Origin of the sequence: Hoeflea sp. BAL378 (assembly GCF_000759435.1) — a bacterium.
Taxonomy (GTDB): Bacteria; Pseudomonadota; Alphaproteobacteria; order Rhizobiales; family Rhizobiaceae; genus Hoeflea.
The window spans coordinates 54251-68980 of sequence record NZ_JRJG01000080.1 but is presented as its reverse complement, the minus strand read 5'-3'; the positions used below and the strand labels follow the sequence as shown (position 1 = coordinate 68980).

General features: G+C 66.3%; 10 protein-coding genes. 6 read left to right on the top strand and 4 right to left on the bottom strand.

Annotated features, from left to right (window positions below; genetic code table 11):
• Window positions 1-670, top strand: a 670-nt coding sequence (locus LL06_RS17380; RefSeq protein ID WP_035529698.1) for a thiamine pyrophosphate-dependent enzyme, incomplete at its 5' end; no start/stop codon positions are given.
• Between the two features lie 4 nt (window positions 671-674).
• On the opposite strand, the gene argE is transcribed toward LL06_RS17380, so the two are convergent.
• A complete protein-coding gene (gene argE, locus LL06_RS17375; RefSeq protein WP_035529697.1) occupies window positions 675-1838 on the bottom strand; it encodes an acetylornithine deacetylase in 1164 nt (387 codons plus the stop codon).
• 258 nt (window positions 1839-2096) lie between these two features.
• Here argE and LL06_RS17370 point away from each other — a divergent pair, with 258 nt between their 5' ends.
• The 5 genes from LL06_RS17370 (at window position 2097) to LL06_RS17350 (ending at window position 7894) form a co-directional block, all read left to right on the top strand.
• Window positions 2097-3116: an ABC transporter ATP-binding protein gene (locus LL06_RS17370; RefSeq protein ID WP_035529695.1), complete on the top strand. Its 1020-nt coding sequence runs from the start codon at window positions 2097-2099 to the stop codon at window positions 3114-3116.
• A complete protein-coding gene (locus LL06_RS17365) occupies window positions 3109-4158 on the top strand; it encodes a dipeptide ABC transporter ATP-binding protein (protein ID WP_035529693.1) in 1050 nt (349 codons plus the stop codon). The genes LL06_RS17370 and LL06_RS17365 overlap by 8 nt, the downstream gene beginning before the upstream one ends.
• Window positions 4159-4179: 21 nt before the next feature.
• Window positions 4180-5880: a peptide ABC transporter substrate-binding protein gene (locus LL06_RS17360; RefSeq protein ID WP_035529691.1), complete on the top strand. Its 1701-nt coding sequence runs from the start codon at window positions 4180-4182 to the stop codon at window positions 5878-5880.
• A 90-nt stretch (window positions 5881-5970) separates the two neighbouring features.
• Window positions 5971-6978 carry an ABC transporter permease gene (locus LL06_RS17355; protein ID WP_035529689.1) on the top strand — a complete coding sequence of 336 codons (1008 nt, stop codon included), beginning with the start codon at window positions 5971-5973 and terminating at the stop codon, window positions 6976-6978.
• Window positions 6971-7894, top strand: coding sequence for an ABC transporter permease (locus LL06_RS17350; protein ID WP_035529687.1), 924 nt, complete (start codon window positions 6971-6973; stop codon window positions 7892-7894). The genes LL06_RS17355 and LL06_RS17350 overlap by 8 nt, the downstream gene beginning before the upstream one ends.
• A 2-nt stretch (window positions 7895-7896) precedes the next feature.
• Here LL06_RS17350 and LL06_RS17345 read toward each other — a convergent pair whose 3' ends face one another.
• From LL06_RS17345 to LL06_RS17335, 3 genes are read right to left on the bottom strand one after another with little or no spacing between them, the layout of a single operon-like run.
• A complete protein-coding gene (locus tag LL06_RS17345; RefSeq protein ID WP_035529713.1) occupies window positions 7897-8787 on the bottom strand; it encodes a transglutaminase family protein in 891 nt (296 codons plus the stop codon).
• A 5-nt stretch (window positions 8788-8792) separates the two neighbouring features.
• Window positions 8793-11192, bottom strand: a complete 2400-nt coding sequence (locus tag LL06_RS17340) for a circularly permuted type 2 ATP-grasp protein (protein ID WP_035529685.1) — start codon at window positions 11190-11192, stop codon at window positions 8793-8795.
• 3 nt (window positions 11193-11195) lie between these two features.
• Window positions 11196-14552: a transglutaminase family protein gene (locus LL06_RS17335; RefSeq protein ID WP_035529683.1), complete on the bottom strand. Its 3357-nt coding sequence runs from the start codon at window positions 14550-14552 to the stop codon at window positions 11196-11198.
• Between the last annotated feature and the right edge of the window lie 178 nt (window positions 14553-14730).

Genomic DNA, 14730 nt, shown 5'->3' with positions numbered 1-14730 from the left:
CGGCGCCACGGCGGCGCTGGCGATCGAGGCGGATCTCGGCGCCTTCATCGAGGACCTGCTCGGCGGCGCCGGGACCTTGCCCGGCAACGCCGGCGGCGGCGCGCAACGCGCCCGGGCCGCGCGCGATCTCGCCAAGGCGAGCCTGGGCGACACCTACCGCTCCCATGTTGGAGTGATCGAAGACATCTGGCGGGTGTTGCCCGAGGCCACGCTGGTGGGCGATTCAACCCAGCTCGTCTATGCCGGCAACATGTATGCGGATGCGCCGCGGCAGGCCGCCTGGTTCAATTCCGCCACCGGTTTCGGCACGCTCGGCTACGCCGCGCCGGCCGCGATCGGCGCGGCGATCGGCCGGCCCGGTCGGCCGGTGGTGGCGCTTCTGGGCGATGGCGGCTTCCAGTTCACGCTCGCAGAACTCGGCAGCGCGCGCGACCTCAATGCCGATGTGGCCTTCGTGGTGTGGAACAATTCCGGCTACATGGAGATCGAGACCTCGATGACCTCGGCCGGCATCACGCCGATCGGCGTGACCCCGTCGGCGCCGGATTTCGCGGCGATTGCCGCAGCCTACGGCCTGCCGGCGCGCAAGGTGCAGAGCCGCGACGAGCTGAGCGCGGCGCTTCGGGACCTGCAGCGCCCGTGCCTGATCGAGTATCTCGCCCCGCGCTAGGGCCTTAGGCGCAGAGCGTGTCGATCAGCCGGTCCATGAAGGCCTCGCCCGTGGCGAGCTGGTCGAGCGACAGGAACTCGTCGGGTTGGTGCGCTTGGGCGATGTCGCCGGGGCCGCAGACCACGGTGGAGTAGCCGCGGGTCTGGAACTGGCTGCCCTCGGTGCCGTAGCTCACCACATGCCGGCCATTGTCGCCTGTGAGGCGGCGCGCCAGGGTTTCCGCCGCACCGTCTTTTTCCGGCGCCAGCGCCGGCAGCGCGAAGCCGGGATTGAGATCTATGCCGGTGTCGGGGTGGATCTTCTGCATCTCGGCGGTGAGTTCCGCGGCCTTCGCCTCGATCGCCCGGGCCCAATCCTGAGGGCTTTCTCCGGGAACGAAGCGGAACTCCATCAGGAACCGGCAATCCTTGGCGGTGATGTTGTGGGCGGTGCCACCCTCGATCCTGCCGACATGCAGCGTGGTATAGGCGGGGTCGAAGGGGCTCGCCAGTTCGGACGGCGTCCGCGCGGCGTTTTCGGCATTGCGCTGGTTGGCCCAGTCGATCAGCTTCGCCGCCTGCATGATGGCGCTGACGCCGTAGGGCAGCAGCGAGGAATGCACCTCGAAGCCGCGCACGTGGACATTGTAGGCCAGGCCGCCCTTGTGGCCGGTCACCACCCGCATCATCGTCGGTTCGCCGACGATGACCTCGCGCGCCCGCGGCAGCGCGCCCATCATGGTCTCGACCAGATCGACGACGGCGGCGCAGCCGACTTCCTCGTCGAAGGACAGCGCCAGTTGCAGCGGCCGCTTGAGCGGACGCGTCGATGCGCGCGCCATGGCGAGCAGTGCCAAAGCATCGAAGCCCTTCATGTCGCAGGCGCCGCGGCCATAGAGTTTTCCGTCGCGCTCGGTCAGCGTCCAAGGGTCGGTGGTCCAGGCCTGGCCGGCGACCGGCACCACGTCGGTGTGGCCCGACAGGATGACCCCGCCGTCGATCTCCGGGCCGGTCTGGGCATAGAGATGGGCCTTCGTCCCGCAGGGGCTCATGACCCGCTCGGAGGCGATGCCGTGGCCCGCCAGATAGGACTCGACCCACTCCACCAGCGGCAAATTGCTGTCGCTGCTGACGGAAGGAAACGAAATCAGTTTTGTCAGAATCTCACGAGAAGTAGAATAATTTTCCATCAATTCATCCCGGAAAGGTTTGAACAGGCGAGGTTCCGCCGATTTCCACAGTTTTGTTCGATGATGCCGTTCACGTCCGGGGCCGCTTCGCCGGGAAATTTCCTGTCTCGCTGCCGCCCGTTCGAACACTTATCATGCAATTTAAAAAACCCCACTGGTCAAGCGTGAGAAAATTGGTCAATAGTATGGGCCACCGGCTGAACGTAAGAACGGACCGGCAAAAAATATAACGGGAAAACATCTCCCGAGGGGTACAGTATGCCAGACACGGCCATGCCAATTCTGGATGTTAATGGGTTAAAAACGGTTTTCCGCACCCGCGGCGGCGAAGTGCACGCGGTCAACTCCGTAGACTTTCATCTGCGCCCCGGCGAATTGCTGGGCGTGGTGGGCGAAAGCGGTTCCGGGAAATCCGTGACCATGATGTCACTGTTGCGGCTGCTGCCGTCTCCGCCCGCGGAGATGCGCAACGGGACAGTGATGTTCGACGGTCAAGACCTGCTCAAGATCAGTCCGGAGGAGTTGCGCAAGGTGCGCGGTTCCAAGATCGGATTCATCTTCCAGGACCCGATGACATCGCTCAATCCGGTCTACACGGTGGGCTTCCAACTGGCCGAACCGCTGCGCGCCCATCTCGGCATGTCCAAGGCCCAGGCCCGGGACCGATCGGTCGAGCTTCTCAAGCTGGTGGGCATCCCCGATCCCGAACGGCGGCTGAAGGACTTTCCGCACCAGTTCTCCGGCGGCATGCGCCAGCGCGTGATGATCGCCATCGCGCTTGCCTGCGATCCGCAGGTGCTGATCGCCGACGAGCCGACGACGGCGCTGGACGTGACCATCCAGGCGCAGATCATCGAACTGGTGAAGGACCTGCGCCGGAAGCTCGGCATGGCGATCATCTGGATCACCCACGACCTCGGCGTGATCGCCGGAATCGCCGACCGGGTGATGGTGATGTATGCCGGACAGGTGGTGGAGGAAGGTCCCGTCAACGAGATCTTCCGCGATCCGCAGCATCCCTACACCCAGGCGCTTCTGAAAACCGTGCCGGCCGTGCGCGGTCCGCGGGCCGAACGGCTGCAGGTGATCGAGGGGCAGCCGCCGATCATGCACGAGACGCCGGACGCCTGCTCGTTCCGCAACCGCTGCCAATATGCCTTCGACCGCTGCGCACGGGAAAACCCCGCTCTCGAACCCGTGCATGTGCCGGGCCACCGCGCCGCCTGCTTCCTCCTCGACACTGCCTCGACCAAAGAGCCGGAGACTGTCCATGGCTGACGTTCGCAACGGAACCGAAGCCCAGGCTCCGCTGGTCAAGGTGCGGGACCTGAAGATGTATTTCCCGATCCATGCCGGCCTGTTCAGAACGCATGTCGGCGACATCAAGGCCGTGGACGGCATCAGCTTCGACATCATGCCCGGCGAAACGCTGGGGCTGGTGGGCGAATCCGGCTGCGGCAAGTCCACCGTCGGCCGCTCCATCCTGCGGCTTTATGACGTGACCGGCGGCACGGTGGAAATCAACGGCTTCGAAATCGCCCATGTCGACCGCGACAGCCTGCGCTCGAAGCGGCCGATGATGCAGATGATCTTCCAGGACCCGCAGGCGAGCCTCAATCCGCGCATGACGGTGGCGAGCATCATCGGCGAGCCGCTCGACGAGCACATGAAGCTCTCGGCCGACGAACGCCTGGCGCGGATCTACGAACTGATGGACTGGGTCGGGCTCAACCGGGAATTCGCCAAGCGCTATCCGCACGAGTTTTCCGGCGGCCAGCGCCAGCGCATAGGCATCGCCCGGGCGCTTGCGCTCAATCCCAAGTTCATCGTCTGCGACGAGCCGATCGCCGCACTCGACGTGTCGATCCAGGCGCAGGTGGTCAATCTGCTGGAGGAGCTGCAGGGCCGGCTCAACCTGACCTACCTGTTCATCAGCCACGATTTGTCGATGGTGCGCCACATCGCCGACCGGGTGGCGGTGATGTATCTCGGGCGGATCGTCGAAATCGCCTCGCGCGAAAAACTCTTCGCCGAGCCGCTGCATCCCTACACCCAGGCGTTGCTGTCGGCGGTGCCGGAGCCGGACCCCGAGTCCGAGCGCAACCGCAAGCCGATCGTCCTGCAAGGCGACGTGCCCTCGCCCGCCAATCCTCCCAAGGGCTGCAACTTTTCCACCCGATGCCCCAAGGTCATGGACATCTGCAAGCTGCAAGAGCCTGGCGTCTTTGAATTCGGAGAAGGAAGACAGGTGGCCTGCCACCTGTATTCGGAAAGCATGACAACGACCGCGGAACCAACCGCCGGCGAAAGAACAAACTGATAAATCAACAAGGAGACAGCCATGAGACTGAAAACTATCCTGATGGGCGCCGTCGCCGCGATGGCGATCGCACCCGTCGCACACGCCGAGCGCGGCTCGGACGGCGAAGTCAAGATCATTTACTGGCAGGCGCCCTCGATCCTCAACCCGTATCTGTCGGGCGGCACCAAGGACATCGAATCGTCCTCGCTGATCGTCGAGCCGCTGGCCCGGTTTGACGAAACGGGCGGCCTGGTGCCGTGGCTCGTCGACGAAGTGCCGACGGTCGAGAACGGCGGCGTCGCCGCCGACCTGACGTCGATCACCTGGAAGATCAAGGAAGGCCTGCTCTGGTCCGACGGCACTCCGTTCACCTCGGCCGACGTCAAGTTCACCGCCGACTATTGCATGGCGCCTGACGGCGGTTGCGCCCAGAGCGCGAAGTTCGACGGCGTGGCGAGCATCGAGACGCCCGACGAGCGCACCGTGATCGTCAAGTTCACCGGTCCGAAGCCGGTTCCCTACGCAGCCTTTGTCGGCGCGCAGTCGCCGATCATCCAGAAGGCGCAGTTCGAAAACTGCCTGGGCGCCAAGGCGCAGGAATGCACCTCGGCCAATTTCGGCCCGATCGGCACCGGTCCCTTCGTCGTCACCGATTTCAAGCCGAATGACGTGATCACCATGAAGGCCAACGAGAACTATCGCGATGCGGCCAAGCCCGCCTTTGCGACGCTGACCTTCAAGGGCGGCGGCGACGCAGCGGCTGCCGGCCGCGCAGTGATGGAAACCGGCGAGTTCGACTATGCCTGGAACCTGCAGCTTGCTCCGGATGTCATCGCCAAGATGGCCGAAGGCGGCAAGGGCAAGCCGGTCTCCGGCTTCGGCACGCTCGTCGAGCGCATCGAGATGAACATGACCGATCCCTCGCCGGACCTGCCGGAAGGCGAGCGCTCGACCGCCAAGCATCCGCATCCGATCCTCTCCGACGAGAAGGTCCGCCGGGCTCTGTCCATGGCGATCGACCGCGACCTGCTGGTCGAGATCGGCTACGGTCAGGCCGGTCGTCCGACCTGCAACCTGGTGCCCGCACCGGAGCAGTTTGCGTCCGACAACACCGACTGCCTGAAGCAGGATGTCGAAGGCGCCAAGGCGCTGCTCGAAGAAGCCGGCTGGACCGTGGGCGCCGACGGCGTGCGCGAAAAGGACGGCAAGAAGCTCAAGCTTCTCTACCAGAGCTCGACCAATGCCGTGCGCCAGGACTTCCAGGCGCTCGTCAAGCAGTGGTGGACCGACATCGGCGTCGAAACCGAACTCAAGAACATCGATTCTTCCGTGTTCTTCGGCGGCGACCCGGCATCCCCGGACACGTTCCAGAAGTTCTACGCGGACGTGGAAATGTACGCCAACAACTTCGACGGAACCGATCCGGAGCAGTATCTGGGCCAGTACACCTGCGAGAAGGCCCCGCGGCCCGAGACGCAGTGGCAGGGCGAGAACATCAACCGCTATTGCGATCCCGCCTATGACGAACTGGTGGCGGAACTCGGCAAGACCGGCGAAATCTCCAAGCGCGCCGAGATCGCCAAGAAGCTCAACGACATGATCACCAAGGAATCGATGACCATCGTTCCGCTGGTCGATCGTGGCCGTGTGTCGGCACACTCCAACAGCCTCGGCGGCGTTGTGCTCAACACGTGGGATTCCGAACTCTGGAATGCCGCTGACTGGTACCGCGTCAAGTAACGCAGCCAAGCGAGGGGCCCCGCTCGGCGGGGCCCCTTCCCGCTTGCCGCGTTTTTATCCGCGCCCACCTGCTGAACCGAGGCGTCGCCCATGCTGACCTTTTTCATCCGACGGCTACTGACGGCGATCCCGACGCTTGTACTCATCAGTCTGATCATTTTCCTGCTGCTTGATCTGGCGCCCGGCGACCCGCTCGCCGACCAGCCGCTCAGCATCCCGCCGGAAGTGCGCCAGAGGATGCGCGACGCGCTCGGGCTCGATTCGCCCGCCTATGTGCGCTACCTGCTGTGGGCCAAGCAGTTCTTCTGGGTCGAGCCCTTGTATTTCCTGGACTGGGTCGCGGGGACCAATTTTTCCGACGGCATGCAGCGCATCGTCTCCTGGCAGTTCCGCGCGCCCGTGTTCGACATCATCGTCCAGCGGATCCCGCAGACGCTCTGGGTGGTGGGGCTTGCCTATCTGGTCGGCGTGATCATCGCGCTGCCGATCGGCATCATTTCCGCCTACAAGCAATATTCCTGGTTCGACCAGGTCGGCACCTTCGTCTCGATGATCGGATTTTCGGTTCCGCCGTTCTTCTCGGGCGTGCTGATGATCGTGTTCTTCGCCATCATGCTTCCGTGGTTCCCGTCGATCTACGACACCACGCTGGTGGTCGACGACTTCCAGAGCCTCGGCCAGCAGATCCGCCAGATGACGCTGCCGGTGATGGTGCTGGCGCTGCAGACGACGGCGCAACTGTCGCGCTTCATGCGCGCCTCGATGCTCGACAACCTCAACCATGACTATGTCCGCACCGCCCGCGCCAAGGGCATGACCGAGAAAGTGGTCGTGCTGGTGCATGTGCTGCGCAACTCGCTCATTCCCGTCGTCACCGTGATCGCGCTCGGCATTCCCTCGATCTTCGGCGGCGCCATCATCACCGAACAGATCTTCAAGGTGAACGGGCTCGGGCAATTGCTGATCACGGCGATCTACGCCAACGACCTGCCGATGGTGCAGACGCTCGCCTTCATCTTCGCCGTGCTGATCGTGGCGTGCAACCTGATCGCCGACATGCTCTACGGCCTGCTTGATCCGAGGATCCGCTATGACTGATGCCCCCATCGCCGCAGTCCCGGCAAAGCCCGATACGTCCGGCCGTTCGCAGTGGTGGGACGTCTGGGACCAGTTCAAGTCGCACAAGGGCGCGCTGTTCGGCGCGGCGGTGTTCGGGTTCATCGTGCTGTCGGTGACCCTCGGACCGCTGATCTGGACGCTTGAGCCGACCTTCATCGACATCCGCGCCCGCAATGCCGGCGCATCGATGGCCCATCCGTTCGGAACCGACCAGCTCGGCCGCGACATCCTCGCCCGGATGATGGCGGGCGGCCAGGTGTCGATCGCGGTGGGATTGACGGCGATGCTGATCAGCGTCGTGCTGGGCGCCTTCATCGGCGTGGTCGCGGGCTTCTTCCGGCGGCTCGACACGTTCCTGATGGGGCTCACCAACCTGTTTCTCGCGCTGCCGCTGCTGCCGCTGCTCCTCGTCATGGTGATGCTGTTCCGCGAGACGCTGGCGCGCAGCTTCGGGCCCGAGATGGGCACCTTCATCCTGATCGTGTCGGCGATCGGCATCACCAGTTGGATGCAGACGGCGCGCATCGTGCGCGGCGAGGTGCTGGCGCTGAAGGAACGGGAATTCGTGCTGGCGGCGCGCTCGATCGGCACGCCCTCGCGGCGCATGATCCTGCGCCACATCCTGCCCAACGTGCTCTCGCCGATCATGGTGTCGGCGACGCTGGGGATCGCCACGGCGATCATCACCGAATCCGCGCTGTCGTTCCTGGGCCTCGGCTTTCCGCCGGACTTCCCCACCTGGGGCCGGCTGCTGTTCGATGCGATCGACTATCTGCAGCAATATCCGGAGCGGGTGTTCTGGCCGGGCCTGGCGATCTCGCTCACGGTGCTGAGCGTCAACTACATCGGCGACGGCCTGCGCGACGCGCTCGACCCGCGCATCCGCGGCCGCTGAAATCAGGCGACCGGTTCTTCGACCGGGATTACGTCCACGAACTGATCGGTGGTCTGGCCGCCCGCTATCCGCATGGCGCCGCGCACCGGCGCGAGGTCGGCGTAATCTCGGCCATAGGCCGCCACGATATGGCCGTCGCGGGGGAAGAGCGCATTGGTCGGATCGTACTCGACCCATCCGGTTTCCGGGCCGCACCAGGCCGAGACCCAGGCATGCATCGCATCCGCGCCCTCAAGCCGCTCCCTGCCCGGCGGCGGCAGGGTGCGCAGATAACCGCTGACATAGCCCGCGGGGATGCCCAGGCTCCTGAGCGCGATGATCATGATGTGGGTGAAATCCTGGCAGACCCCGTGCCGCGAAGCGAAAGCTTCCGCCGGCGGCGTGCTCACGGTCGTGGCCTCGGCGTCGAACCGCATCTCCCGGTGGAGCGCCAGCCCGAGCCGCTCGACGATGTCGGCCACTTGCGCACCCGGCTGCAGATGCGTCCGCGCCCAATGGGCAATGTCCCTGACGGGTTCGGCATAGGGAGAGGGCGCGAGAAAGTGCAAGGGCGAGCGCGGGCCGAGGTCGGTGTGGGCGTCGAGCGCCCTCGCGAGCCCCGGCAGATCCGGCGAAGGCGCGCGAGGCGCCGCGCTGCCGGAGACCTCGACCCTCGCCTTGAGCACGATCGTAATGTCGCTGTGCGGCTCGGTGAAGGCGAGTTCGGTCAGGGCGTTGCCGAAGAAATCCAGGCGATCCTGTCGCATGGCGGGCTTCGGCTCGATCTGCAGGCTGCCGGCAATCAGCCGCTGCCGGCCTTCGATGGCAAGCGGCATAACATGCAGGATCTGGCGCGCGCCGGCAGCCGGGCTCTCGTAGATATAGTCAATGGTGAGCCTGATGTCGTACCGCATCGCCATCATTCGAGATATTGCGCGTGGATATCGTGGGTCAGGCGCCCGATCGCCTGTTCCAGCTCGATCAGGCTCGCATGGTCGAGACTTTGCGGCGTGTGGACGGCCAGGTCGGCGTGGATCCGCAGCACCGCGCGGGACAGGTCCGACAATTGCCCGTTGACATTGGCGCCCGGCAGCAGGCTCACCTGATCGCGGATCTCGGCGATCTGGAAGGCGATCGACCGCGGGTTGAGCGGATCCAGAGCCAGCAGGTCGACCACCGTGTCGCGGCTGGCGGTGACCGAGTAGCGCCGGCGGTGGGTCATGACGCTGTCGCCCACCTCGACGCAGAGTTCGAAACCGCCATGGGGTCCGGTCCATTCGCCGAAGGTCGCCAGCAGATCGGCCATGGCGAGGGCGCGTTCGAGCGAGCGACCGATGGTCAGGAACCGCCAGCCGCTGAAGCGGTACATGTTCTCGTGCACCAGGCCGGAGAAGCCCGTGATCTTGCGCAGGAGCACGCCCATCGCGGAGGCCGCGTCCTCACCGGGAACGACGGTGGCGCGCAGTTTGGCGACCGTGCGCTCGAGGTCGGCCAGCGACGCCCAGGCATCGACGGAAAACCGGTCGCGAATCTGGCTCGCCGCATTGACGGCATGGGCGATGGTGCGGGCGACCGCGGCGGAGACCCCCTCGGACATGTCGAGGCCGCGGTCATCGAGATAGGCCGCGAGCGCGGTCATCAGCGGCGTGCCGCCCGCCGGCGTTTCCGGAAGCCTGCTCATATAGGCGCGGGTCAGGCGCATCTGGCCTTCCGCCCGCTCGACATAGCGGCCGAGCCAGAAGAGATTGTCGGCGGCGCGGCTCGGCAGCAGTCCCGGCGAGGCGCGGACGAACACTTCGCCCTTCTGCATCAGCATGGAATCCTCGGGCACCGGCGTGTCGGAGACGACCCAGACATCGGCGACCGAGCCGCCGCTGCTGATCGACACCGCCGAGGGGTCCTGCCCGCTGGCGGCCAGCCGGGCGAAGCCGCCGGGCATCAACTGCCAGCCGTCGCGGGTGCGGGCCATGAAGACGCGGATGCGCATCGGCCTGGGCGTGAGCCGGCCCTTGTCCCAGGTCGGCGTGGTCGACAGCGACACGAGTTCCTGGCCGACCAGATCGCGCCCCTCGGCGTCGAGCCAGGCGTCGAGATCGCGCCCGCTCCGCGACATGTCGCCCTTGAGCACCGCGCCCTCGTCGGGCTCGAGCGGCAGCCGGGTGGAATGCGCCAAGCCGATCAGCATGGCGTGGGCGTGCGCACGCACATGGGCGCGCTCGGCCTCGCCGCCGCACCACCAGGTGGCGATGTTGGGGATGGCGAGCGGCTTGCCGTGCAGCACCCGCGACAGCCGCGGCAGGAAGGCAAGAAAGGCGCGACTTTCCAGCACGCCGGCGCCCAGGGCATTGATCATGGTGACGCCCTGCGCGCGGACGGCGCCCAGCAGACCGGGGGTTCCCAGATGCGAACTGGCGTTGAGTTCCAGCGGGTCGGCCCAGGCGGCGTCGAGCCGGCGCCACAGCACGCTGATGGGCTTGGGCCCGGAGACGGTGCGCACCATGAGCCTGCCATTGTCGACCACCAGATCGTCGCCCTCGAGCAGCATCATGCCGAGATAGCGGGCGATGTAGGCATGTTCGAAATAGGTCTCGTTCATCGGCCCCGGCGTCAGGATGCCGACGCGGCTGCCCTCCTCCTGGCGGAGCGCATTGAGCCCATCGCGGAAGGCCCGGAAGAAGCCCGCCAGACGCTCGACATGCGAGGCCGTGTGAAAGGCCGGAAACGACCGCACCGAGGCCACGCGGTTCTCGAGCGCGTAGCCGGCGCCGGACGGCGCCTGGGTCCGGTCGCCCAGCACCCACCAGCCGCCATCGGGGCCGCGACCGATCTCGAAGGCAAGGAAATGCAGGAAGTGCCCTGATGCCGGCTTCACGCCCACCAGCGGCCGCAGCCATTCCGGATTGGAGGCAATGAGGCTCGCCGGCAGGTGTCCGTCGGCGACCAGCCGGTTCTCGCCATAAAGGTCTGCGACCACGGCCTCGAGCAGATCCGCCCGTTCGGCCAGGCCTTCGGCCAGGGCCTGCCATTCCGCCGCCGGCTGGAGCACCGGCACCGGGCTCAGCGGCCAGTCGCGCGGGCTCTTGCCTTCGCCGTACTGGCGCACGAAGACGCCGGCGTCGCGCAGATATTGCGCGCCGCGGGCGAAGCTGCGCTCGCGCTCCTCGACGCTCAAACCGTCCAGATGGTCGATCAGCCTGGCCCAGACCGGCCGGATCTCGCCCGCGCCGGTGAGCAGTTCATCGGGAACGCCGGGCAAGGTCGCATAATCCGCCAGGATCGACGGCCGGTCTGCCTTGGGAGCCTTGGCGGAGCCCGACACGGTTCAGATCCCCGGTTTGCGGCGCAGATCGAGCGTGAACGGAAACTCCGGATGCGGCGTCTCCGGCACCGGCATCGAGGCGCCGGGTGTGTGGCCCCGATGCTCGAAGCGGGCAAGCCTGCGCGCCTCGGCCTCGTTGCCGTTGACCGGGAAGGTGTCGTAGCTGCGGCCGCCGGGATGGGCGACATGGTAGACGCAGCCGCCCAGCGGCTTGCCAGACCAGGTGTCGAAGATGTCGAAGGTCAGCGGCGCATTGACCGGCAGCACCGGATGCAGGGCCAAGGCGGGCTGCCAGGCCTTGTAACGCACGGCACCCACGGACGCGCCGGCCTGTCCCGCGGCCGCCATCGGTACCGGGCGGCCGTTGCAGGCCACCATGTAGCGCGTCGGGTCTGCGCTCTCGAGCTTGACCTGCAGGCGCTCGACGGAACTGTCGGTGTAGCGGACGGTGCCGCCGATGGCGCCGGTCTCGCCCAGCACATGCCAGGGCTCGAGCGCCTGCCTGAGTTCGAGCCGGACGCCCTCATAGGTGACCTCGCCGCAGAACGGAAAGCGGAACTCGGCCTGGGCCTCGTACCATTCCGAGCGCAGGTCGAAGCCGTGGTCGCGCAGGTCGCGCAGCACGTCGAGAAAGTCCTGCCAGATGAAATGCGGCAGCATGAAGCGGTCGTTGAGCGTCGTTCCCCAGCGGGTGAAGCGCCCGGTGGCGGGGCTTTGCCAGAAGCGGGCGATGAGCGCGCGGATCAGCACCTGCTGGGCGAGGCTCATGCGCGGCTCGGGCGGCATCTCGAAGCCGCGGAACTCGACCAGGCCGAGGCGGCCGGTCGGGCCGTCGGGCGAATAGAGCTTGTCGATGCAGATTTCGGCGCGGTGGGTGTTGCCGGTCACGTCGGTCAAGAGGTTGCGCAGCAGCCGGTCGACCAGCCACGGCAGGGGCGGCGTGCCCGCATTGGGATGCGGGATCTGTTCGAGCGCCATCTCGAGCTCATAGAGGCTGTCGTGGCGGGCCTCGTCGATGCGCGGCGCCTGGCTGGTCGGGCCGATGAACAGGCCCGAGAACAGGTAGGAGAGGCTCGGGTGCCGCTGCCAGTGCAGGATCAGGCTCGCCAGCAGGTCCGGGCGCCTGAGGAACGGGCTGTCGAGCGGCGTGGCGCCGCCGACCACCACATGGTTGCCGCCGCCGGTGCCGGTGTGGCGGCCGTCGATCATGAACTTGTCGGCGCCGAGCCGTGTCTGGCGGGCCTCCTCGTAGACGCCTTCGGTGATCGCCTTGCAGTCTTCCCAATCGGTCGCCGGATGGACGTTGACCTCGATCACGCCCGGATCGGGCGCCACGCGGATGACATTGAGGCGCGGGTCATGCGGCGGGCCGTAGCCCTCGATATGCACTTTCAGGCCGAGCCTGCCCGCCGCGGTTTCGGCGGCGGAGACGAGTTCGAGGTAATCCTCGACCTTCTCGACCGGCGGCATGAACACGCAGAGCCTGCCGTCGCGCGGCTCGACCGAGATCGCGGTGCGCACGGCGCCGTCGAGATCTCCGACCGTCTGTTCGACGCGGTTCTGGGTCGGCTCGGCGGCGGTGAACTGCGCCACGGGCTGGGACGCGGCTTCTGCGGCGCGCGAATCGGCCAAGGCCTCGTCAAAGGCACGCCGCGCGACATCCGGCAGGTCGCCGGAAATATGGGTGGGGTCAGCCGGATTGACATAGGGATAGGCCGCGGCCGGCACATGCGGCAGTGATCCCAGCGGCAGACGGTAGCCGACCGGGCTGTCGCCGGGCACCAGGAAGATATGGCCGCGCCGGGTCTTCCATTTTTCCGAGCGCCAGCCATGGTCGGCGGCCTTCGACTGCCAGCGCTGCACCGGCAGCACGAAGCCCGAGGGCTTGGCCAGTCCGCGCGAGAACACGGTGGCGATGCGGTGGCGTTCCTCGGGATCCTCGAGCTTGGAGTTTTCCGGCGTCACATTGTCGGGCAGGTTGCCTTCCTTGATGATCCATTCGGCCGGATCCTCATAGGCCGCGGCGACATGATCGTCGCTGATGCCGAGATTGTCGGCGATGGTGGCGAGCAGTTGCCTGGCGGTCTCGGCGGTGGCCTGGCCGGTGTCCCTGCCCTCGTCGGCGATGAGCTCGGGATCGTGCCAGATCGGCTTGCCGTCGCGCCGCCAGTAGAGCGAAAAGGTCCAGCGCGGCAGGGTCTCGCCGGGATACCACTTGCCCTGGCCGTAATGCAGGAAGCCTCCGGGCGCGAAGCGGGTGCGCAGGCGGCGGATCAGCCTGTCGGCGGCCTCGCGCTTCTGCGGGCCGACGGCCTCGGTGTTCCATTGCGGGCTTTCGAAATCGTCGATCGACACGAAGGTGGGTTCGCCGCCCATGGTCAGGCGGACATCGCCGGCCTTAAGCTTGGCGTCGATATCCCGGCCCAGCGCATCGAGCGCCGCCCAGGACTCCTCGTTGAACGGCTTGGTGATGCGCGGGTGCTCGGCCATGCGATCGACGCGCATGTCGAAGGCGAAATCGACTTCGGCATAGCTCGCCAGGCCCGAGATCGGCGCGGCGTTGCGATAATGCGGCGTGGCGGCCAGCGGGATGTGGCTCTCACCTGTGAGAAGCCCCGAGGTCGGGTCGAGCCCGATCCATCCGGCGCCCGGCAGATAGACCTCGGCCCAGGCATGCAGGTCGGTGAAATCATGATCGGTGCCGGCCGGCCCGTCGAGGGCGACCAGATCCGGCTTGAGCTGGATCAGGTAGCCCGAGACGAAGCGCGCGGCAAAACCCAGGTGCCTGAGCGCCTGGACCAGCAGCCAGCTTGTATCGCGGCACGAGCCCTTGCCGGTATGAAACGTTTCTTCCGGCGTCTGCACGCCCGGCTCCATGCGGATGACGTAACCGATCTCGTTGGCGAGCCGGGCATTGAGCCCGACGACGAAATCCACCGTTCCGGTCGTCTCCCGCGGCACGCTGTCGAGAAACGCCGCCAGCCGCGGCCCGGCGGGCTCGGGCGTGCGGTAGATCACCAGGTCCGGCTCGATGTCCTCGGGATAGGTGAACGGCCATTTCTCCGCCGATTCCTCGACGAAGAAGTCGAACGGATTGTAGACCGTCATGTCGGCGACCAGATCGACCTCGATCTTCAGCTCCATCACCGGATCGGGGAAGACATAACGCGCCATCCAGTTCCCGTAGGGATCCTGCTGGTAATTGACGAAATGCTGCTTGGGAGAGATCTTGAGCGAGTGCGACACCACCCGTGTCCGGCTGTGCGGCGCCGGCCGGAGACGTATGATCTGCGGGCCGAGCGTGACCGGGCGATCATACTTGTAATGGGTCAGGTGGTGAATGTTTGCCAGAATCGACATGAGGTGCATCCGTTGATCGGGCTGCCTTGCGGCAGCGCACACCATGCATTGCCCGCCCGGACATGTCCACAGCCGTTGGTGCGCCGCGCAGGCAATCGTCCCGGCAGCGGCGCGCTTGCGTTTGCCCCGCGCGATGATGAGCGGCCGGCTGGGCCATGGCCCTGAATGCGGAAAGGGC